Here is a 21,246-nt window from a genome sequence, read left to right as displayed (position 1 = left end):
GATTGAAAGCAACGAAGTTATTGGATATTTAGGCCCTTTGAAAATGATCACTTAATTAGTACAATTGGTATAATAAACTAATTAGTTGTTTAAGAAGGTTCATCTAAGATGAGCCTTTTTTTGTGCCTGTATGATGCTAACGAGTATTGTCCTTAGCAGTAAATTGTAGTTAAGCTTAAATTAACTGCCTGAATATATCGATAAAGACTTGTTTAAATTGTATATACAACTAAAATACCGCCTGATAATTTCAAAGAAATTAGAAAGATATTCAATATTAATTCTACTCGCCGATAAAATAACTAAGGTTATGGGCTACAATTTCTTTGTCTAAATAAATTTATTAATTAAAAATAATAAGGCACAACAATGAAAAAAATTATTTTATTACCCATGTTATTGGCTACAAGTGTTATAACTGCTGCACCTGTTCAGGCAGATAACTTAAGCTTACGTATTTGTGAATATGTTCAAGCAAATGATAAAAATCGCTTAAGATCATTCTTAAAGCAGAATAAACTGAAAATTCGTAATATTTATGATGGCCTTGAATGTAACGGTGATAATTTATTAATATTTGCAGCTAAATCTAACTCTTTAGAAGTCGGAGAATTCATTATTGGTAAATTACCCTCTAAAAAAGTTAAAGCTGAAATAGATAACTTAGAAAAACATTCCGCACATTTAGCAGAAGAAGCAAGAGACAGATAAGTCTCCTGCTTGCTTATATAGTGAAACGTAATATTCTTTTCCAATCGGTAATGCGTTTCTCACCTTTTTTTGCATAGTTTACCGTCATATTGCACAAGCAATAGACAAACAAATAAAAAGTACACCTTTTTCGAAAAAAACGGTTGACGTATGGCAGGTAGATTAGCATAATACGCCGCACTTGCTACCGAGCAGGTTGGTAAAGGCTACATAGCTCAGTTGGTTAGAGCACATCACTCATAATGATGGGGTCCCAGGTTCGAGTCCCGGTGTAGCCACCATTTTACTTCGGTTTTTATTGAAGTAAAAAAGAGTTCAAGTCTCTTTAAAAATTGGATGTAATGCGGGTTTGGCGGAATTGGTAGACGCGCTGGATTTAGGTTCCAGTATCGCAAGATGTGAGAGTTCAAGTCTCTTGACCCGTACCATTTCAAAGCAACTTAGTTGCACAAGTAAAAAGTAAGTACATTGCAGGGATATAGCCAAGCGGTAAGGCAGCGGGTTTTGATCCCGTCATTCAGAGGTTCAAATCCTCTTATCCCTGCCACTTTTTATTAAGTCACTAATTTTTTAAATTAGTTTCGCTCTATAAAAAGTATGTAATGTAATTACCTCCCTGGAGGGATATAGCCAAGCGGTAAGGCAGCGGGTTTTGATCCCGTCATTCAGAGGTTCAAATCCTCTTATCCCTGCCATTTTTATAGTGGTATACAGAGTTCAAGTCTCTTTAAAAATTGGATGTAATGCGGGTTTGGCGGAATTGAGAAATCGATGACGCGCTACTTTTCTTATAGAGAGTAGGTTCCAGTATTGCAAGATGTGAGAGTTCAAGTCTCTTTAAACCTTGAATGTATGCGGGTTTGGCGGAATTGAGAAATCGATGACGCGCTACTTTTCTTATAGAGAGTAGGTTCCAGTATTGCAAGATGTGAGAGTTCAAGTCTCTTTAAACCTTGAATGTATGCGGGTTTGGCGGAATTGGTAGACGCGCTGGATTTAGGTTCCAGTATCGCAAGATGTGAGAGTTCAAGTCTCTTGACCCGCACCATTTCAAATATCTAGAAAATAAAAACACTCCCTCTATTATCTAAAAACTTAAGCACTGCTTAATATTAGATAATTATTTGTGTTTCAAAGGCTACATAGCTCAGTTGGTTAGAGCACATCACTCATAATGATGGGGTCCCAGGTTCGAGTCCCGGTGTAGCCACCATTTTTACTCATGTAAAGATGAATTAAAGTCCCCCGGTATCATCTAGAAAACGTCTCTACATTAAAATTCCTACAGAGCTATTATTTAACAAATAAGCCCTAGTTTTAAAATAATCAGTACATCTGGGGAGCCTATTTATCCCACCTACTATCATTTTTATTATTATGTTTATCCACGACTAATAGTCGCTACTTTCTAGCTCATTGATGTGAGGGTTCAACTCCCCCCCTTTCGAAAGAAGAGGAAGAGTTAAACCTTTTATTACCCTACCTCTTTACCTCAGGTACCTCAGCTATAAACCACAAGCATAAGCCAGTGCCTTATTTTTGATGGTGCTGTTTAGGAAGGGCACTTTATTAACGGCCAGTAACGCTAAATTACGTGCAGCTTTAATCACTGGCGAAGGGTGACTAAAGCCAACATATAAGGCATCCATGGTAGACATCATCAGTAAGTTCTCTTTGCGGCGTTTTTTCTCATAGCGTGCTAACACTGCCTCATCATGCCAACTTTCGCCATTACCAATAGCTTCGGCAATCACCTGTTGTAAAGCCACAACGTCTTTAAAACCCAAATTAACGCCCTGCCCTGCCATCGGGTTAATCGTATGCGCAGCGTCGCCTAATAACAGCACTCGCTTATGCTGATAGGTATTAGCATGCCTTCTTGTTAACGGGAAAGCGCCTTTGCCAAGCACTTTAATAGCACCTAATTTTTTTGGAAAGTGTTTAAGCACTGCTTGTTCAAGTTGTACATTAGATAAGGATGCTAAACGGGTGATTTCATCACGTTGATGGTACCAAACTAAAGAGGCATAACCGCCCAAAGTACTTTCACCGGATAACGGTAAGAATGCCACGGGTCCTGTTGGAAAAAATTGCTGCCAAGTAATATCCTGTTGATGTTGTGAGGTTTCAATATTAATCAACATAGCTGATTGTTGATAATCCCAGCCGGTCATACCTATGGCTGTCATTTGGCGTACTTTTGATTGTGCACCGTCTGCGCCAACCACCAGTTTTGCCGTTATCGAGCAATGTGTTAAGGCTAAAGTTACTTTATCATTATCTTGTGTTAAAGAGACTAAGCTATCAGGGCAAAAGGTTTTGATATTTTCCATTGCGTGAATTTGTTGCCATAACGCCAGTTGAATTAACCGGTTTTCAACGATATGACCAAGATGTGTTTGCTCTATATCATCGGCATTAAATTCAGTATAAGCACTTTCATGTTCCCAAACACCAAGGCGCTTATAGGGGCAAACCCGCCACGCTTTAATTTGCTGCCAAGCAGCCACTTGGTTTAGTAAATTTTGAGACGCTAAAGAAATAGCGGATACGCGTAAGTCGATCTCTTGCTCTGCACTATAGTTCTTTGCTTGGTACTGCTCCACTAAGGCTACCTGTAAACCGAGTTGCGCTAGAGTCAGTGCACTTGCTGCGCCAACCATACCACCACCAATAACTACACAATCAAAATGTTCCATGCTTTAGAGTTCACAACAATATCGTAAGATGACTTTATTTTACCCAAGCACACAGAGATTTTCGACTGCTTTATGATATTTTTAATCAAGTTTATTTCGTTAGTGTCTTTGAAATAGCAGTTGTTCAGCTATAAAGAGGTTTTTTATAGCAATAACCACAAAGAGTGCACCATGAATCTAACCGTAAGTGCATCTACCAAAAGCAGATAATTTAAGTTTAAGTTTAATTTTAATTTACCGCTAAGCCAAAAATAGAAACCTTGTCTGTAGGGATATTTAAGTTATAGTAAAATGCCTTTGGTGAGAAGTTTGAACTCTTTCAATTGGAGTAATGTTCATTGAACTCCGTCTATTACTTTAAAGGCGAACCGTTAATAATAATGATAAAAAACCACCCTACGAATTAACAAGGAAGCCACTATGTCCGCATTAAAAAAAAGCCCTACAACGGAACTCAATACTGAAAAAAGATGTATCACTAAAGATATCAATTTAGTGTATGACTTTACTGAAAAACCAAATAGAACTCAGCTAAAAGCGCATAGTGACCGTGCTGTAATATCTAAACTAAGAGCTGACTTAGTTTTACCTAATAATAAAATATTAACGGTTGATATAGATTTCGATAGTGCAAGTGGATACCATAACAATACTATGTTGGTTATGGATGACTTTGGTGTTGAAATGCTAGTCACAGCCTTCGCGGTAAAATACGGTCAGCCGTTTGCTGATAACATCAAAAAAGCTTGGGCAGAGAAGAAACATCAAGATGATCCACGAAAACCTACTTACCTGTTGGTGCAAAAACCTATTACTGATGGCGACGTGCCAATGGTTTTCGCTGTTTGTGGCGATAAAGTCCATGATGATGGCAAGAAAATCACCCCTGAAAGTATCGTTTAATACGCCCTTGATAGTGTTCGATAAGGTTAAGTACTTAGTTTTCCTAGTACTTAGCCTTTTGACAACCAGCCTTACTAGCCATGCATCTCACAGCACTTCAGTTAACAGCACTTCAGTTAACAGCTTTAGTAATATCGCAAAAATATTGCAAGATAAACGAGGTTTTGTTTGGCTTGCAGGGCAAGAAGGCTTAATAAGAGCCGATGGTAAGCAAAGTATTAACTTTTCGCTGAACAATCAAGAGTGGCCGCTGCCATACTCGTGGATTCAGGACATAGCCCTCATTGACGACAAGCTTTTACTCGCCACCGAAACCCACGGTTTATGGTTATTTGATACGCGTAATGGTGGGGTTGAAAAGTTACCGATAAAGACTCACATACAAAGTCATTACCGTGCGGTATTCTTTAAAGGTCATTATTATATTTATTCGCCCTATAAACTTTACCGCTTTAATCCAATTACCAAGATAACAGAAATACTGCATCACAATATTGTCATCAGTAAGCTTTTACATAGTAATGAACAACTCTATATCGTCACCAGTGACGGTTTATTTCAATTACAAGATGAACAACTGTTATCCGTTCTGCCTCACTCCATTACCGCTATAACCGTCTTATCTAATGCTGTCATTGCGATAACCGCTGATAAAATATACCGACTAACTGATGATGGTCAACTAACCTCTATCGCGCATAACGAAAGAATTTATGGTTTAACCAAAACCTTTGCAGGCGATAATTTCATCACCGTTAGCAGCACGGGTAAGGTAACTCAATATCACGGTTTAACATTAACAACATTACCTCATCACTATGGCATTGCGAAAGATGTACGCCTTAAGGCAGTCTTTCAAGATTCCTCGGGGGTCTTATGGCTAGCCAGTAGCCATGGGGTCGAGCAACTTAGTGAAAGCTTTATTAAGAATCATGACGTTGATTTTAAACTCGCGGTTAATGCTAATGAAATAACGTTATTTGAAAATGAAATTATTATTGGCAGTTATGGCGCAGGTTTACAAAACTTTTTAACACCTGTTTTTAAGGAAAGCGTTAATAATAACTTTAGTAAAAAAGGCCTGAAAATATTTGATGTCTTAGCGGTAAATAAGCAACTCTATACGGCTAGCTTTGATGGCATATGGCGCTTTGATAAAACGACTCAGCAAGTAACTAAACTCCACATCCTTGCTAATCAACTCATTTTAAAACTCGAGCATAAAAACAACCTATTATATATCGGCACTAATTATGATGGCTTATATATATATGACTTGGCCTCAAAAAAGATAACTAAGCAGATCAGTGTAGAACACGGCCTCATTAGCACTGAAATTCTCGATGTGCTACCGCTGGATAATGGTCAGTTGTGGATTGCCAATAATAACAATATCAGCTTGTATCAACCGTCATCAAATTCGGTAATAACACTTGATACCCCCAACAAAAGTAAAGTGGCTTCTTTCGTTTTAGCTGATAATAAGGTATTCGCCTCAACCCTAGGCGATGGCATCCTAGTGTTTAACTTACAAGGTGATTTATTAGCTCAGATTTTTAAAGGGCATAGCTTCACTGAGATGTTAGTAGAAGGTAGCGATATTTGGGTCTCTGGCCAGCCAGGTTTATATCGACTTTCGCCGACAACACATCAATTAACATTAATTGAAAATACCCAACAATACACTTTTGTCAGTAGTCTGTTAGTAAAAGACAATACCCTTTACGCCATTCATTACAGTGGCATTTTAGCAATTACTCTTATCAAGCAGAAGCAATTCAACCCAAATGTTCTTATCAGTAAAACAACGATATCTGGCCGCCCGTATTTACTTAATAAAACCATTGAAATTGACAGCGGTAACGATGTTATCACCCTTGATTTAGCCAGTTTAGACTACCGGCCAGGCCTAGCCAAAAAGTACCAGTACCGTATTAATAATAATAACTGGCAACAAATAAGTAATAATCAATTAACGCTTACCGGGCTAGCTGCTGGTAATTATCATGTGGAAATTATGGCGACTAATAGTTTGGGCCAATGGAGTAACATAAAAGCCTTTACTGAAATTCATGTTGCCTACCCTTGGTACTGGAGCTTACAGCTACGAATATTTTATGGCGTAACATTATTTTTTACTGTGTTAATCATTGCTTGGTTGTTATTTTTACGGACCAAATCCATTAAGCATATCCACACGTTACTCAAAAATGATATGAGGAACAGTGGTAAATTGATGAAAGTCATCCAACGTAACTTGCAACTTGTCTCCACGTCATTAGAGAGCAATGACATAGTACAAAGTAAACAATTAATACAACAAAGCATACTGGCACTGGAAGAGAGTTCTAATGCACAAGAGCCTGACAACCTTGCCGGAAAAACATTGTCAATAGCAGTGCCTTTTTTAGCTGACTATGTTTTTAATAAATATCAGGTTACGTTACACACCAATATTGATGAAGAACTGGATAAGTTAAATTATGAGCTTAGAGCTGATGTCTACAAAGTAATATTTGAAGCACTGATTTCTGCCATATTTAAAAGTAATGTCGCTAACTTCGACTTAACGTTACAGGAAGTGAAGGGAAAGTTATGGTTAACCATTAGTGCTGATAATGATTCATTTAGTCAATTGAGTAGTAAAGTAAGTTTCGATTTAGCTAGCTATACTATTCGTCAAATTACCTATAAACATCAAGCTTCTCTTAATACTTTTACTAACGATGATAAAGGTAGTCAGCTTGTTATTAGCTTCCCGTTGATGGCCTTAACTTAAGCTATTATTTTTTACGATAAAGTAAAATAATAGAGACATTTACAACTAGTTGCCTTATTCATTCGAACTTTGTCCTAAATTGGTATAAAATACGCCTCCTTTTATCTGTACTGGGCTTGCTTAGGCATTCCCCGTGCAATTTGTGCTTGAAGAGTGAAGTAAATGAGTAAAAAGTTATATATCAAAACTTGGGGCTGTCAGATGAACGAGTATGACTCGCAAAAGATGGCAGAATTGTTGGATTCAACCCATGGCTACTCCTTGGTTGAAGAAGCGGAACAAGCTGATGTTATCTTGCTTAATACTTGCTCCATTCGTGAAAAAGCACAAGAGAAAGTATTTCATCAACTCGGTCGTTGGAAACGTTTGAAAGAGACTAAGCCTGATTTACTTATTGGTGTTGGTGGTTGTGTTGCCTCACAAGAAGGTGATGCTATACGTAAACGAGCACCTTTTGTTGATATGATTTTTGGTCCGCAAACCCTACATCGCTTGCCTGAAATGATTAATCAAGTACAGAAAACAAGTAGTCCCGTTGTTGATGTTAGCTTTCCAGAGATTGAAAAGTTTGACCGCCTACCTGAGCCTAAAGCAAGTGGCGCTACTGCCTTTGTTTCTATTATGGAAGGTTGTAGTAAATATTGTACTTTCTGCGTAGTGCCTTACACCCGTGGTGAAGAAGTTAGTCGCCCACTTGATGACGTACTCTATGAAATAGCGCAACTTGCCGCGCAAGGCGTACGTGAAGTAAACCTACTGGGTCAAAATGTAAATGCGTATCGTGGTGATACACACGATGGTAGCATTTGTCGTTTTGCCGACCTAGTACGTTTGGTTGCTACCATCGATGGTATCGACCGTATTCGTTATACTACCTCGCACCCGGTTGAATTTACCGATGACCTAATTGAAGCCTATGCTGATGTGCCTGAACTAGTAAACCACCTGCATCTTCCGGTTCAAAGTGGTAGTGATCGCATCCTAACGCAAATGAAGCGTGGTCATACAGTACTTGAATACAAGTCTCAAATTCGTCGTCTGAAAAAAGTTCGCCCTGATTTGTCTATGTCTTCTGACTTTATTATCGGCTTCCCTGGAGAAACCGATGAAGATTTCACTTCGACTATGGACTTAATTAAAGCCATTGATTTTGACTTAAGCTTTAGCTTTATCTACAGCGCTCGCCCTGGTACACCCGCAGCAGATTTACCTGATGATATTAGTGACGAGACCAAGAAACAGCGCTTAAAGCTATTACAAGACCGTATTACCCAGCAAGCATTGCGTATTGCTAGACAAATGCTCAACACTGAACAGCGTGTTCTTGTTGAAGGGCCTTCTAGAAAGAACCCTATGGAACTACGCGGTAAAACAGAAAATAACCGTACTGTTAATTTTGTTGCCCCACATAGCGTTATTGGCCAATTTGTCGATATCAAAATTACCGATGTAATTGCCAACTCATTACGTGGCGAATTAGTCCGTGAAGAGAAAGACATGGGTCTGCGCATTGCCCATTCTCCTGCAGACATTTTGGCAAATAATCACCACACTACTACGCCAAGTACCCTTGACGAATTAGGTGTAGGTACTTTTACGCCATAACATTGCGCTATAGTTTTTCCTGAAAGTGCACTACTGATAAATGCTAAGCATTGATAATTTAACAAAGCGGAAATAAATTTGACAACACCGACGACTAAATCACTAAAGTTAACCCGAGATGTTTTCAACTTGGAGCCGGTAGACAATCATAGGCAAGCCAACTTATGTGGCCCGATGGACGATAACTTAAAAACTATTGAACGTCGTTTAGGTGTTGAGATAAGTTACCGTGGCCATGAGTTCACTGTTGTTGGTCAAGCTAAGACTCGTGCAGCTGTCGTTAAGATTCTAAAAGATCTTTATCTTGAAAGCTTAGCCGTTAAAGGTGCAAGTAAAATTATTACCCCCGAAATGGTCCATTTAGCCATTTTGGAGGCTGATTGTCTTGAGCAAGCCCCGGTAAAAGATAAAATTTCATCAAAATTAGATACTCAACTAGGTAATCAGTTAGACAATAAATATGATGATATGGTTACTATTAAAACCAAACGTGGGGTTGTTAAACCGCGCAATGGTAACCAACAAGCTTATGTCCAAAACATTCTCACCAATGATATTAGTTTTGGTGTTGGTGTTGCGGGTACAGGTAAAACCTACCTAGCCGTTGCCTGCGCAGTAGATGCGCTAGAGCGTCAAGAAGTACGTCGTATTTTACTGACTAGGCCTGCGGTCGAAGCGGGAGAGAAATTAGGATTCTTACCTGGTGATTTATCACAAAAAATAGATCCCTACTTAAGGCCATTATATGACGCCTTATTCGAAATGCTTGGTTTTGAAAGAGTAGAAAAGCTTATCGAACGTAATGTTATCGAGATAGCGCCACTGGCCTATATGCGTGGTAGAACGCTAAATGATGCCTTCATCATATTAGATGAAGCTCAAAATACCACCGTTGAACAAATGAAAATGTTTTTAACCCGTATTGGTTTTAATTCTCGTGCCGTGATCACCGGAGACATTACCCAAGTTGACTTACCTCGACATCAAATGTCAGGGCTGCGTCATGGCATTGAAGTTTTACAAGATATTCCGGGGATAAGCTTTAATTTTTTCCAGTCTAAGGATGTTGTCCGCCACCCTGTTGTTGCCAGAATTGTTGATGCTTATGACAATCATGATCAAAAGGTCAATAGAGAAAAACAACAAAAGAAGCAAGCCCAACAGGCAGCAGTACAATCAGGCTCTCTGTCAGAGAATGATAAAAGTGATTTAAGTTAATGGCGCATGTGATTGATCTGCAAATTGCCTGTTCTGCAACACAGTTACCAAGCGAAGCACAGTTCCAACTCTGGGTTGATACGGCTTTAGCCGAGGTGAGCACTACGCCTCAGCAAGATTTTGAACTCACTATTCGCCTTGTTAACAGTGAAGAAAGCCAGCAGTTAAATGCTCAATACCGCGGTAAAGATAAACCAACTAATGTTTTATCGTTCCCTTTTGAAGTACCTGAAGGCATAGAACTAAACTTGTTAGGTGATTTAATTATTTGTATCGACGTAATGAAACAAGAAGCCCTGCAACAAAATAAAGCCTTGTTTGACCATTGGGCACATTTAGTTATCCACGGCTGCTTGCATCTAGTCGGCTTTGATCATATAAGTGACAATGAAGCAGAAGAAATGGAAGCCATTGAAATAACTATTTTAGAAAAGTTAGGGGTTAGTAATCCGTATTTAGCGCTGTAAATTATAAATTAATAACGATCAAAATAGACTTACCCGATAAATTAACCAATGAAATTGTTAAATAATATACTAAATAAAATATTATTTAGCCTAATAAAGGAATTAAAATAGCTCTATGAGCGATGACAACCCCCACTCTAGAAACGGCTCAGCCAGTAAATCATTTTTAAAAAGAGTTATGCAATTATTAACTTCTGAGCCGAAAAACAAAGACCAACTCGTTGATGTTTTGAATGATGCACAAGATAGAGATTTGATTAACCCTGAAACCAAGCAGATGATCAAAGGTGTTTTAGACGTATCAGAAATGCGTGTTCGAGAAATAATGATCCCACGATCGCAAATGGTTACTATTGATATTAACCAAAAACTTGAAGATTTCTTGCCCATTATCCTAGAGTCGGGTCACTCTCGATTTCCCGTTGTTAATGAGGATATCGATCACGTTGATGGTATTTTATTAGCAAAAGACCTACTTGCGTTTGGTTTTAATTCTCAAAGTCATGACTTTAGCCTCGGTGATATTATTCGACCCGCCATCATTGTGCCTGAAAGCAAGAAAGTTGAACCATTATTAAAAGAGTTTCGCTCTAACCGCTATCATATGGCTATTGTCGTTGATGAATACGGCGGTGTTTCTGGTGTTATCACTATCGAGGATATTTTAGAGCTTATTGTTGGTGAAATTGAAGATGAAACCGATGATGAAATCGATGACCAAATCAAACATTTAGCTGGCAATGTCTACCTAGTAAAAGCCCTCACTGAGTTAAGTGACTTTAATGACTACTTTAATTGTGATTTTGATGAAAGCAATGCTGATACTATTGGCGGTATTCTCTTGCATAAGTTTAATCATGTACCGAAAAAGGGTGAATTATTTAATTTAGATAATTTTGAATTTAAAGTACTTTCCTCAGATAATAGGCGCATGCAAATGTTACAAGTTAGCGTCAATAAGAGCCACGAAATTAACGGTAAATTGAGTGACTAACACCCTTATAGGCCGTTTCTTAAAATCAATTAAAAGCAAGCTAAGCAACCCGGCCAATTGGCTGTGTTTTTTTAGTGGTTTTTTCTTGGTTTTTGCTTACGCACCATTTTCTTACTGGTGGTTAGCTTTAATTTTACCGAGCGTCATTTTCCACCAGGTAAATCAGGCTTCCCCAGGAGTTGCCGCTAAGAAAATAGGGCTTTTCGCCTTTGGTTGGTTTAGTAGCGGTATAAGCTGGGTTCATGTCAGTATCGATCAGTTTGGTGGTTTACCGCTGATCTTATCTTTACTGCTAATGTTGGTATTGTGTGTCTATCTATCAACTTTTCTAGCGCTCGCCGGTTATTTAACTGCACGCCTATCGAAGAACAAGCAAGTTAACTTATGGTTACTGCCCTCTCTTTGGCTATTTTGTGAGTACTTACGGTCAGTAGTATTAACGGGCTTCCCTTGGCTATCACTTGGCTATAGTCAGATAGATAGTCCATTAGCTAGCTTTGCTCCGGTTATTGGTGAAGTAGGCCTTACCGGTATTATTTTACTTATCAATATCTGCTTAGTTAAAGTGTTGCTCGTTTACCTACCGTTAGCGGTGAAAAATAATTCCGCAGCGCTTAAAGCATTAACTAGCAAAAACTTAATTATTCCACTTACGCTGCTTTTAAGCATTGCCGCGACATGTATCGCCCTTACTCAAGTCGGTTGGACACAATTAACCGGAAAATCGATTAAAGTTGCTTTGATCCAAGGCAATATAGCTCAATCAATAAAGTGGCAACCCGAGCAAGAGTGGCCGACCATGCTCAAATACTTAAATTTAACCCAAGAAAATTATGATGCTGATATCATTGTTTGGCCTGAGTCAGCCATTCCGGTACTAGAGCCCGCCGTGCAAGATTATTTAGCGACGGTGAATCGCGCTGCTATTTTAAATAACAGCGCCGTTATTACTGGTTTAATTAATTATAACTTTGAAAGTAAAGAGTATTTTAATGCTTTATTAGTATTAGGAAAGAAATCGCCCGAAGATGAGCGAGGCTACTATTACAATCACAGCAATCGGTACTATAAAAGTCATTTATTACCTATTGGTGAATTTGTACCCTTTCAAGAATTTCTTCGCCCGTTAGCACCTTTTTTTAATCTGCCTCAGTCCTCTTTTACTGCGGGCAATTATATTCAACCAAATTTAATCGCTAATAACTTACATATATTACCGTTAAACTGTTTTGAAATAGCCTTTCCAAAGCAGTTAGCAGCCAACTTTACTGATAAAACAGATATGATATTAACGGTCAGTAATGATGCTTGGTTTGGTGACTCGCATGGCCCACATCAACATTTTGAAATAGCACGCATGCGCGCATTAGAATTTGGCCGCCCCTTAGTCCGAGCGACAAACAATGGGGTGACCGGCATGATAAACCATTTAGGTGAAATTACCGCGATTGCACCACAGTTTGAAGAAGTGGTACTCAGAGGCACGGTAGAATTTGTTAGCGGTAACACCCCATACAGTCAATGGCCAAATGCTATCCTATGGCTGATGATTTTAGTACCACTGGCGTTACTAAAGAGCTTTAAACTTTAAGTGCTATTAAAAAATATAATAGTGGCCATTCTAGCCACTATTTTTACTGTAAACCTCGATAAACCTTACTAGCTAAACGTAACGTTGTTAATCAATTCCCCTCTGATTTACCTATCAAGTTATTACCTGCTGGGGGTGCAAGGAGGTTTTATTTCGCCCTGTTTTCTTTGAGCGATATAAGGCAGCATCGGCACATTCAAGCCAAACTTCATGGCTTTCAATGCTCTCGTCTACTTGAGCAATACCAATACTGATGGTGTAAGTAATATCAATATCATTATATTTGACAATAGCCTCACTCACTTCTTTACGCAGGCGCTCAGTAAATATTCGAGCATTCTCCAGAGAGGTGTCAGATAATAAAATGGCAAATTCCTCACCACCATAACGACCACAAATATCCGTTTCCCTCACATGATGACGTATTAAAGCTGAAATATGACGAATGACTTCATCACCGACCATATGACCATAACTATCATTAATATTTTTGAAGTGGTCAATATCTATCATGACCAATGAACTAGGATGCTTACTACGACCCCAGCGCTTATGTTCGGCTAATAAACACTTCTCCCAATGTGTTCGGTTAAATAACTGAGTCAAACCGTCGGTTTGACTCAGTATCGCTAACTCTTCATTGGCTTTTTTCAAGCTTTGTTTATGTACCGCATTATCCGTGACATCATAAACGATTAGGCATAAGTGGCTTACTTCACCAGTTGAGGAAAGTAGCGGGATAAAGGTGGTATTTTGATACATAAAATCAGCACTACCGGTTACCGGTCGGTAACTTTCAAACTTAAATAAATACGGTCGCTGCTCCCAAATAGTAAAGGCTTTATTTTTTAGTAAAAAAACCGACTCGGCTTTGCGGATAAACCAATCTCGAGGTATTTCGGTAAATAGATCAAAGATCAATTTACCTTTTACTTCTGTGGGTAATAAACCACTATGATTTTCCATAAAGCCATTAAATATTTGGATAGTAAACTCTCTATCTAGCACAACTAAACCTACGTCAATGTTGTGCAACATTTCCATTAACCAATGTAGTTCATTTAATTGTGATTTTTCTAACATCATAACCCATTCCTGTTTTCGCTTAACTGCATTATTTATGATCTTTTCTTGCAATAAGCTACGTTATTAACCTGTGTTCAACCCATTTACTAATCAATCAAATAAGCCAATTTATTATTTAATGTTACCATTGATTTCTCAGTGAATAACAACAGCAAGTCACACTTAATTGAATAATTTTCTATACCGTAGCTAATTTCTATTGCTAAGGTTTTTTTCCATTTTTTAGCATTATTAGCAATCAACTCAGATATTTCTCTATGCTGACCCAATACTTCTGGGTGCCCTTGGCTGAACTGGATATCAAGTTGTTCAGAGATGCCTTTTAAACAAGCACCAATAAGAACATTCGCTAAATCCATTAATAATTCTAATTCTGTGCCCATATCAGCATCATATTGATAGTTCATCAGTGAGGCGACATCTTTAAAGCTGGAATCATTAAGGATCAATAGCGCTTCACCTGAAATACCCGCACTAATAAAACCTTGGCAAACACCTGAGGTAGTTTCATTGTTTTCGATATCTTTTAGTGCCATTCTAAGTTCACTTACCTCAATGAAATTAACATTAGGTATAGGTAACTCAACAAAGACGTTAAGTAAACGTGCCAACAAATCCCCTGCACGTCCCATAGCGACATTCGCTAGTTCTTGATAACAATCCCGCATATCTGCTGATAAGGTGAGTTCTGGACCTTCATTTAAGGGCTCACACTCAGCTTGTTCAATATTAGCCGCCATGGCAGGTCGTATTTCTTGAGTTGTAATGGGGTAAGTTTTTTTATCCGGCGTAACCGGGTTATCAATCAGCTTATCTTGCCCACTAATGACCGCTAGACTTTCATTTGAAAAAAGCCCGTAAGAAGAGAGTACTTTAGTCAGGATATCTTTATTGATAGGCTTTTGAATAAAACCTAAAGCACCTAAACTGGTGACACGCTGATGAGCTTCCGGTTGAATATCACCTGATATAACGATGGTAAGTGTGGGTAAATCTTGTGCTAATATGGCCTCAAGCACTTGATAACCGTCCATTACAGGCATATTTAAGTCAAGTAATAGTACATCGCCTTTGCCGGCCTTTATCGCTTCAATTGCTTCAATACCGTTAGTAGCAAAACTGATATCGACATCCCAACCTTCTGGTAATGAACGCGCCACTTGTTTGCGCGCCATATTTGAATCATCACAAATTAATAGTTTGGTTGTCATATTAACCTTGAGCCTTACATAAACAATAACAACGGCTGATTAAAGCCTCTATTGATAACCATAGAGTATCCAATATAAAAAACAATGATAAAGGTTCTATATATAGAATTTTCATCCCCAAACGGCTACTATCCGTTCACCTTAACGACTACTTTCAATAAATCATGAATTTTTCTACTTCAAACATCAGCTTATCGGTTTTTTTTATCGCCATTTTTACCTTATCTTTTCAATCTCACAGCAACGCTTGGGATTTAAATAATCTGCCTGAGTCGAATAATCTGGTTAAAGCTGGTAGCAAATACATCACCCTTTTAGGCCAACAAGTTAATGTCGGCGAACAAGCACCACAGTTCAAAGTTGTTGATAAAAACTTTACCCCTGTGTCGCTAAAAGACTTCCACGGACAAACGCTATTAATTTCAGTGGTACCGAGTCTAGATACGGGTGTTTGCTCCATTCAAACTAAACGTTTTAATGAGGAAGCCGCAAAGCTGCCAAAAAATATCACCTTGTTAACCATTAGTAATGATCTTCCTTTTGCGCAAAAGCGTTTTTGTGATGTTGAAAAAATTGATTCCATTAAAGTATTATCGGACTCTGTTTGGCGAGAATTTGGTGTTAACTATGGTTTATTGATAAAAGACATGGGCCTACTTACCCGAGCGATATTTGTTATTGATAACCAAGGAAAGATTGTTTACAAAGAGTTGGTGGCGAACATTTCACAGTATCCTAATTACGACAAAGCCTTAGCAAAAGTAAAATTTACCGCACCAGTAATTGTTATTGATGGCCCAAAAATCAATACTCCGTCTGAACCAATGGTTGAAAAATAGCCCTAAAGAAATAAAATTTAAAATCTTTTTAAACAATCACTTAAAATAAAAATATTTATTTTATTCACCTTCAGCGTTGAAAAAAAAATAAACGTTCCCATCTTTAATTGTGTAGTCGCCGTAAGGGGCTACACAACAAAATTGCCTGTTCATTGTGAAAGGCAGCTTTATTTTAAATAATGACAGTTTCGGAGTTCAGCTCTAGGCAATATAACTTTGCTAGAAATGACTCAACAGATAAACGTTTTTGTTTAAAATAATACCCACTTATTGCTATATATTAGGATAACTTATTATGCGAAACACTACAGATTTCAGTCCATTATACCGTTCATTTATCGGCTTTGACCACTTAGCCGGATTAATCGAAAAAGCTTCACGAGCTGACAAACAATCATCATACCCGCCATATAATATTCAACTTCTGACTCAAGATACTTATCGTGTTTCTATGGCTGTCGCTGGTTTCAGTGAGCAAGAATTGGATATCGAAACAAAACAAAGTAATTTAATTGTTACGGGAATAAAGGCCGCAACAAAAGACCAAACAGAAAAAAAGTTCTTGCATCAAGGCATTGCCGAAAGAAATTTTGAACGTAAGTTCCAACTAGGTGACCATGTTAAAGTCATTGGCGCTTATATGGAAAATGGCCTTTTACATATTGATCTTGAAAGAGAGGTCCCCGAAGCCTTAAAGCCACGTAAGATAGCCATTAACGGCAAAAGTTTACTCAATGGTGCTAGTTAAATAGCGACTCTTAAACCCTAACTTCCCTTATGTTTCTCCTTTTGTTTTGCCCAGTTTTTGACTGGGCTTTTTTTAGCATAATCCTCTCAGAAACTTACGCCCTCCTCTTAACAGCCACTCACTTAAATAGTGTCGTTTAAAGGCACTCATTAAGGCCAACAGCGGTTAAAATTCAAGTAAAAACAATAGTTCAGATAAGTCTGGTTGCCATTGGAAATCCTTTAATTTCACTCTCCCTCCCAAGACAACAACCTGTTCATCTTGTAAAAGCTGCTTTTGCTTGACAAAATATTCACTCTCGACCGGGAAAGAAACCTTTCCTTGTGAATTGATGACTCTAAACCAGGGTACCGCTTTGCCTTGCCAACCACCCTTGGGCACTTTACCGAGTGCCTTACCGACTAACCTTGCCCTGCCAGGTAAACCGGCTAAGTCAGCAATTTGTCCATAACAAGCCACTTTGCCTTTTGGGATTAACTGTACCGTTTGCCATATTTGTTGATAACGGGGGTTTGGCATTATTAAATCCGCTCCATTATTACTTAAAAATCAGCTAAACCTTAGTTAAACCTTAGTTAAACCTTATCTAAGGTTCAGCTAAATTTGAGCTAGATTTTCGCTCAGACTTTTAATTACTTAGTTGTTAATTACCGAGTAAATTACTGTATCATATTAGCATCCGAAAAAGTTACGCTAAGGAAATACATGAAAATTTGGGTAGATGCCGATGCCTGTCCGGTGGTGATTAAAGAAATACTCTTTAAAGCCGCTGATAGAACAAAAATAGCCATAACCTTAGTCGCCAATCATCATATTCGCATACCCCCATCGCCCTTTATCAAGTTCATGCAAGTAACCAGTGGCTTCGATGTCGCCGATGATGAAATAGTTAAGCGTATTGAAGCGAATGATTTAGTGATTACTAGTGATATTCCGCTTGCCGATGAAGTGATAACTAAATCTGGCCAAGCCCTTAGTCCACGTGGCGAACTTTATACCAAAGAAAATATAAAATCTCGACTCAACATTCGTGATTTTATGGACACTATGCGTGCCAGTGGCGTGCATACAGGCGGGCCTCCCACATTAAATCAAACTGATAGACAAAATTTTGCTAATCACCTGGATCGTATCATTACTCAGTTTAAAAGATCTCAATAAAATCAGCGGTGTATAATAGCAATTCACTACATCATTGTTCACTTTTACTGGTTAAAATACGCCATATCAGCGTTGCTCTGATTTATTTTTCCTATGCACCACAAGATCACAAACTTTATAAAACCGGTATGACCATAAAAAAGGCAGTGACTTGAGTAAGTAACTGCCTGTTGCTTTATGCTGTCTAACTGACATCTGTTCACTAACTGCTATTTTTTACCTTCCCAAGTGAGTTACTTGCCAGTATCAAGGCTTTAATTTCTGCTAACTCCATTTCTAACTTATCTATTTGCGCACGACTAGCTGGTTCTCCGCCATCGCCAGTTTCCCCGTGTTGCTCCGCACGATACTGCTCATGCTCTTGGCTCATCACATCTAACACTGTACCGACCATCATATTAAAAAAGATAAAAGCCGTTAAGAAGATAAAGGTTAAATAATAAATCCAACTCATAGGATGAACCGCCATTGTTTCATACATAACATCGGTCCAATCTTCAAACGTCGCCACACGGAACAGTGTCAGCATAGAAATAGAAACATCCCCCCATAACACTTCATTAATTGCATGAAAAAACATACTACCAATAGCGGCATAAATATAGAAAATAACAAACATCAACAGCGCGATATAGCCCATACGCGGGATGGCTTTAAGCAGGGCATTAATCAATAAGCGCAGCTCTGGCACCATGGAAACTAGGCGTAAAACACGAAAGACCCTTAATAGGCGAGCCAATAATACCCCGGAGCCTCCCGATGGCACCAAGCTGCCAATAACAATGAAGGTATCAAAGATATTCCAGCCACTTTTAAAGAAGTGTTTTTTCTCTGGACAGGCTAAGAAACGTATCGATATCTCTACCGCAAAAAATACCGTTACCGCCATATCTAAAAAAATGAGCATGGCGACAGTATTGGCAGATAAATTATGGGTTTTAGCACCAATCATTAACGCTGACAGTAAAATAACCGAAATAACAATACCTTGAAATATTTTACTGCTGTCTATCCTACTTAACTGCCACTGAGCTTTTATTATCAAAGTGCTCATTATCTTACTCCTACTGCCGTATCACTCACCTGTGGATTAGTACGACGTTCCTGGCCGAAAGTGCTCATTGGTCCGTGACCTGGGATAAAGCGTACGTCATCACCTAAGTTAAATAAATTGTCACGAATCGAACGAATTAACGTGGCATGATCGCCACGAGGGAAATCTGTTCGGCCAATTGAACCACTAAACAGCACATCACCAACCTGAGCAAGTTTGGACTCACGATGGAAGAACACGATATGGCCTGGCGTATGCCCTGGGCAAAAATAGACTTCAAAGGTAATATTGCCAAATTTCACGGTATCGTTTTGTTGTAAAAAACGATTTGATGTGAATTTTTCCGCATAATTAAATGCCTCACCAAACATTTGTTTTTGCTCTTCAATCGCATTTATCCAAAACAGATCTTCTTTGTGAGGGCCTTCAATAGGAACACTGTAAAGTACCGCCAAGGCATTAGTTGCGCCCGCATGGTCAAGATGGGCATGAGTAATGAAGATCTTTTCTAGGGTTAAGCCATGTTTAGTGATGGCTGCTTTGATTTTTTCAATATCACCACCAGGGTCAACTACCGCAGCCTGTTTGGTATCGCTACACCAAAACAACGTACAATTTTGCGCAAAAGGCGTTACCGGGATAATTTCGTACTTCAACATAACTTGCTCTTTAATCATTGCTATTTACAAATTGGCGATATTATATCATAACTTTTCTACTGGTATTACTGGCTAAAATGTATGAATAGTACTTCCCCTAAGCGTTTTAACTCGGTAAGCTTTGCGTAACTAATTTTAACGACTAATAACTATTTATGACCACCGCTTCTCCCCGTGATTCTTTTCATTCTCGACTTGGTTTTGTTCTCGCTGCAGCTGGTGCTGCCATAGGCTTAGGCAATATTTGGGCGTTCCCCACTCAAGCGGCAAACAATGGTGGTGGTGCTTTTTTAGTCGTTTATTTACTGGTGACTTTTTTACTGGCGCTACCCGCGCTTTATGCTGAAATTTATATTGGTAATCAAGCGCAAACCAATCCAGTATCTGCATTAGCAAACGCTTGTGGTAAACGCTTTAAAAAACTCGGTCATAATGCCGGTATTATCGGCATTATTGGCGCCATGATGATGTTGAGTTTTTATACCATCGTTGCGGGCTGGATGCTCGCACATGCTTTAGCCGCTTTAGCTGAGCTAGTTGGTTTAATGGAATTGTCTCAATGGCTATCTACATCAAGTACTTTACGTAATGTCATATTCACCCCAGTTTTCATTGTAGTTGGCGCTGCCATAGTCCACCAAGGCGTACACCGCGGTATTGAACGGTGGTCATCACGATTGATGCCCATGTTATTAGTGATGTTACTTGGCTTGATCGCCTATATATTGCAACAAGATGGTGCCGCAGAAGGTTTAACACTTTATTTAGTGCCTGACTTTTCGCAAGTAACCGAGCCTAAATTGATAATAGCAGCTATGGGGCAAGCATTTTTCTCTCTAGCGATTGGTGTTGGCGCTATGATGGCTTATGGCTCTTATATGCCTAAAGGCCAGAGTATTGGTAAATTAGTGCTTTCGATAACATTACTCGATACTTTTATCGCTTTTATTGCCGGCTTACTGATTATCCCGGCACTCTTCGTTGCTCAACACAAGGGACTAGAAGTCTTTGTTGACGGTCACTTAATTGGTGAAGGCCAATTAATTTTTAATATATTACCGACTTTATTTAGCTCTATGGGTACCGTGGGCTTATTTGTTTCTTTTGCCTTTTTCGCTTTACTGTCAATTGCTGCCCTTACTTCAACTATTTCTTCAACCGAAGTACCGGTTGCCTATTTGGTTGAAGATAAAGCGATGACGAGAAAACGAGCGACGTGGTTAGTATCTGGGTTAGTGTTTATTGCTAGTCTGATACTCATTGCCTTTTTCGAGCAATTATTTGGCTTAGTGATTCAGTTACTCACCACTATTTTACAGCCTTTGATGGCATTATTTTACTTTATCGTGGTCGGCTGGTTGTGGAAACGCGGTAACCAACTCACCGATATTGCTATATTAAAACAACACACATCGTTAAAATTACTTGGCTTTTATTTACGTTTTGTTTGCCCAGTTTTATTAGTGGTGGTTTTTGTTAATGTCGCTTTTAGCTAAAAGCAAAATAAGTGCTAGGTAAACT

Annotated in this window: 18 protein-coding genes and 6 tRNA genes; 18 read left to right on the top strand and 6 right to left on the bottom strand. The window is 38.7% G+C overall.

Annotated elements, in window-relative coordinates; genetic code table 11:
• Positions 1-369: 369 nt before the first annotated feature.
• The 7 genes from F580_RS0101465 (at position 370) to F580_RS0101435 (ending at position 1,924) form a co-directional block, all read left to right on the top strand.
• Positions 370-711: a DUF3718 domain-containing protein gene (locus F580_RS0101465; protein ID WP_019025918.1), complete on the top strand. Its 342-nt coding sequence runs from the start codon at positions 370-372 to the stop codon at positions 709-711.
• A 204-nt stretch (positions 712-915) separates the two neighbouring features.
• Positions 916-992: transfer RNA gene (locus F580_RS0101460), tRNA-Met, on the top strand.
• A 62-nt stretch (positions 993-1,054) separates the two neighbouring features.
• A tRNA-Leu gene (locus F580_RS0101455) sits at positions 1,055-1,139 on the top strand.
• 44 nt (positions 1,140-1,183) lie between these two features.
• Positions 1,184-1,258 (top strand) — tRNA-Gln (locus F580_RS0101450).
• A gap of 73 nt (positions 1,259-1,331) precedes the next feature.
• A tRNA-Gln gene (locus tag F580_RS0101445) sits at positions 1,332-1,406 on the top strand.
• Between the two features lie 268 nt (positions 1,407-1,674).
• Positions 1,675-1,759 (top strand) — tRNA-Leu (locus tag F580_RS0101440).
• 88 nt (positions 1,760-1,847) lie between these two features.
• Positions 1,848-1,924: transfer RNA gene (locus tag F580_RS0101435), tRNA-Met, on the top strand.
• Between the two features lie 292 nt (positions 1,925-2,216).
• Here F580_RS0101435 and F580_RS0101430 read toward each other — a convergent pair.
• Positions 2,217-3,410: an FAD-dependent oxidoreductase gene (locus F580_RS0101430; RefSeq protein ID WP_019025917.1), complete on the bottom strand. Its 1,194-nt coding sequence runs from the start codon at positions 3,408-3,410 to the stop codon at positions 2,217-2,219.
• A 420-nt stretch (positions 3,411-3,830) separates the two neighbouring features.
• Between F580_RS0101430 and F580_RS26785 the strand changes: the two genes are divergently transcribed.
• The 7 genes from F580_RS26785 (at position 3,831) to lnt (ending at position 12,967) form a co-directional block, all read left to right on the top strand.
• The gene (locus F580_RS26785; RefSeq protein WP_019025916.1) at positions 3,831-4,313 is read left to right on the top strand and encodes a hypothetical protein; all 483 of its coding nucleotides are present in this window, start codon (positions 3,831-3,833) and stop codon (positions 4,311-4,313) included.
• 58 nt (positions 4,314-4,371) lie between these two features.
• Complete coding sequence (locus tag F580_RS0101420; RefSeq protein ID WP_019025915.1) at positions 4,372-7,092, top strand: ligand-binding sensor domain-containing protein; 2,721 nt, start codon at positions 4,372-4,374, stop codon at positions 7,090-7,092.
• 162 nt (positions 7,093-7,254) lie between these two features.
• Positions 7,255-8,697: a tRNA (N6-isopentenyl adenosine(37)-C2)-methylthiotransferase MiaB gene (miaB, locus tag F580_RS0101415; RefSeq protein ID WP_019025914.1), complete on the top strand. Its 1,443-nt coding sequence runs from the start codon at positions 7,255-7,257 to the stop codon at positions 8,695-8,697.
• Between the two features lie 174 nt (positions 8,698-8,871).
• Positions 8,872-9,915 (top strand): PhoH family protein, encoded by a 1,044-nt coding sequence (locus F580_RS0101410; RefSeq protein WP_019025913.1) that lies wholly within the window; start codon positions 8,872-8,874, stop codon positions 9,913-9,915.
• Positions 9,915-10,382, top strand: coding sequence for an rRNA maturation RNase YbeY (ybeY, locus tag F580_RS0101405; protein WP_019025912.1), 468 nt, complete (start codon positions 9,915-9,917; stop codon positions 10,380-10,382). The genes F580_RS0101410 and ybeY overlap by 1 nt, the downstream gene beginning before the upstream one ends.
• A gap of 115 nt (positions 10,383-10,497) precedes the next feature.
• Positions 10,498-11,376: a CorC family transporter gene (locus F580_RS0101400; RefSeq protein WP_019025911.1), complete on the top strand. Its 879-nt coding sequence runs from the start codon at positions 10,498-10,500 to the stop codon at positions 11,374-11,376.
• The gene (gene lnt / locus F580_RS0101395) at positions 11,369-12,967 is read left to right on the top strand and encodes an apolipoprotein N-acyltransferase (protein ID WP_019025910.1); all 1,599 of its coding nucleotides are present in this window, start codon (positions 11,369-11,371) and stop codon (positions 12,965-12,967) included. The genes F580_RS0101400 and lnt overlap by 8 nt, the downstream gene beginning before the upstream one ends.
• Positions 12,968-13,081: 114 nt before the next feature.
• On the opposite strand, the gene F580_RS0101390 is transcribed toward lnt, so the two are convergent.
• A complete protein-coding gene (locus F580_RS0101390; protein WP_019025909.1) occupies positions 13,082-14,053 on the bottom strand; it encodes a GGDEF domain-containing protein in 972 nt (323 codons plus the stop codon).
• A gap of 86 nt (positions 14,054-14,139) precedes the next feature.
• Entirely contained in the window at positions 14,140-15,264 is a 1,125-nt protein-coding gene (locus F580_RS0101385) for a response regulator (RefSeq protein ID WP_019025908.1), read from the bottom strand.
• Positions 15,265-15,428: 164 nt separating this feature from the next.
• Between F580_RS0101385 and tpx the strand changes: the two genes are divergently transcribed.
• Together tpx and F580_RS0101375 are read left to right on the top strand one after the other, a co-directional pair.
• Complete coding sequence (tpx, locus tag F580_RS0101380; protein WP_019025907.1) at positions 15,429-16,103, top strand: thiol peroxidase; 675 nt, start codon at positions 15,429-15,431, stop codon at positions 16,101-16,103.
• 295 nt (positions 16,104-16,398) lie between these two features.
• Positions 16,399-16,851 (top strand): Hsp20 family protein, encoded by a 453-nt coding sequence (locus F580_RS0101375; RefSeq protein ID WP_019025906.1) that lies wholly within the window; start codon positions 16,399-16,401, stop codon positions 16,849-16,851.
• A gap of 165 nt (positions 16,852-17,016) precedes the next feature.
• Here F580_RS0101375 and F580_RS0101370 read toward each other — a convergent pair whose 3' ends face one another.
• On the bottom strand, positions 17,017-17,370 hold the full coding sequence (locus F580_RS0101370; RefSeq protein WP_019025905.1) for an MGMT family protein: 354 nt from the start codon (positions 17,368-17,370) through the stop codon (positions 17,017-17,019).
• 186 nt (positions 17,371-17,556) lie between these two features.
• Here F580_RS0101370 and F580_RS0101365 point away from each other — a divergent pair, with 186 nt between their 5' ends.
• Positions 17,557-18,012, top strand: coding sequence for a YaiI/YqxD family protein (locus F580_RS0101365; protein WP_019025904.1), 456 nt, complete (start codon positions 17,557-17,559; stop codon positions 18,010-18,012).
• A gap of 202 nt (positions 18,013-18,214) precedes the next feature.
• Here F580_RS0101365 and F580_RS0101360 read toward each other — a convergent pair whose 3' ends face one another.
• Together F580_RS0101360 and F580_RS0101355 are read right to left on the bottom strand one after the other, a co-directional pair.
• The gene (locus tag F580_RS0101360; RefSeq protein WP_019025903.1) at positions 18,215-19,066 is read right to left on the bottom strand and encodes an ion transporter; all 852 of its coding nucleotides are present in this window, start codon (positions 19,064-19,066) and stop codon (positions 18,215-18,217) included.
• Positions 19,066-19,722, bottom strand: coding sequence for an MBL fold metallo-hydrolase (locus tag F580_RS0101355; RefSeq protein WP_211215598.1), 657 nt, complete (start codon positions 19,720-19,722; stop codon positions 19,066-19,068). Before F580_RS0101355 ends, F580_RS0101360 begins: the two co-directional genes overlap by 1 nt.
• Before the next feature lie 158 nt (positions 19,723-19,880).
• On the opposite strand from F580_RS0101355, the gene F580_RS0101350 reads away from it, so the two are divergent.
• On the top strand, positions 19,881-21,221 hold the full coding sequence (locus tag F580_RS0101350) for a sodium-dependent transporter (protein WP_019025901.1): 1,341 nt from the start codon (positions 19,881-19,883) through the stop codon (positions 21,219-21,221).
• The last annotated feature ends 25 nt before the right edge of the window (positions 21,222-21,246 follow it).

It is taken from the genome of Colwellia piezophila ATCC BAA-637 (genome assembly GCF_000378625.1).
Taxonomy (GTDB): domain Bacteria; phylum Pseudomonadota; class Gammaproteobacteria; order Enterobacterales; family Alteromonadaceae; genus Colwellia; species Colwellia piezophila.
Note: the sequence above shows the minus strand (reverse complement) of the source record. Positions and strands in the feature narration are given on the sequence as shown.

Excerpts from the sequence above, each read along its gene's own strand:
- F580_RS0101465 (WP_019025918.1), top strand. The coding sequence starts at position 370 with ATGAAAAAAATTATTTTATTACCCATGTTATTGGCTACAAGTGTTATA.
- F580_RS0101430 (WP_019025917.1), bottom strand. The coding sequence starts at position 3,410 with ATGGAACATTTTGATTGTGTAGTTATTGGTGGTGGTATGGTTGGCGCA.
- F580_RS26785 (WP_019025916.1), top strand. The coding sequence starts at position 3,831 with ATGTCCGCATTAAAAAAAAGCCCTACAACGGAACTCAATACTGAAAAA.
- miaB (WP_019025914.1), top strand. The coding sequence starts at position 7,255 with ATGAGTAAAAAGTTATATATCAAAACTTGGGGCTGTCAGATGAACGAG.
- F580_RS0101410 (WP_019025913.1), top strand. The coding sequence starts at position 8,872 with ATGGACGATAACTTAAAAACTATTGAACGTCGTTTAGGTGTTGAGATA.
- ybeY (WP_019025912.1), top strand. The coding sequence starts at position 9,915 with ATGGCGCATGTGATTGATCTGCAAATTGCCTGTTCTGCAACACAGTTA.
- F580_RS0101400 (WP_019025911.1), top strand. The coding sequence starts at position 10,498 with ATGAGCGATGACAACCCCCACTCTAGAAACGGCTCAGCCAGTAAATCA.
- F580_RS0101390 (WP_019025909.1), bottom strand. The coding sequence starts at position 14,053 with ATGATGTTAGAAAAATCACAATTAAATGAACTACATTGGTTAATGGAA.
- F580_RS0101385 (WP_019025908.1), bottom strand. The coding sequence starts at position 15,264 with ATGACAACCAAACTATTAATTTGTGATGATTCAAATATGGCGCGCAAA.
- tpx (WP_019025907.1), top strand. The coding sequence starts at position 15,429 with ATGAATTTTTCTACTTCAAACATCAGCTTATCGGTTTTTTTTATCGCC.
- F580_RS0101375 (WP_019025906.1), top strand. The coding sequence starts at position 16,399 with ATGCGAAACACTACAGATTTCAGTCCATTATACCGTTCATTTATCGGC.
- F580_RS0101370 (WP_019025905.1), bottom strand. The coding sequence starts at position 17,370 with ATGCCAAACCCCCGTTATCAACAAATATGGCAAACGGTACAGTTAATC.
- F580_RS0101365 (WP_019025904.1), top strand. The coding sequence starts at position 17,557 with ATGAAAATTTGGGTAGATGCCGATGCCTGTCCGGTGGTGATTAAAGAA.
- F580_RS0101360 (WP_019025903.1), bottom strand. The coding sequence starts at position 19,066 with ATGAGCACTTTGATAATAAAAGCTCAGTGGCAGTTAAGTAGGATAGAC.
- F580_RS0101350 (WP_019025901.1), top strand. The coding sequence starts at position 19,881 with ATGACCACCGCTTCTCCCCGTGATTCTTTTCATTCTCGACTTGGTTTT.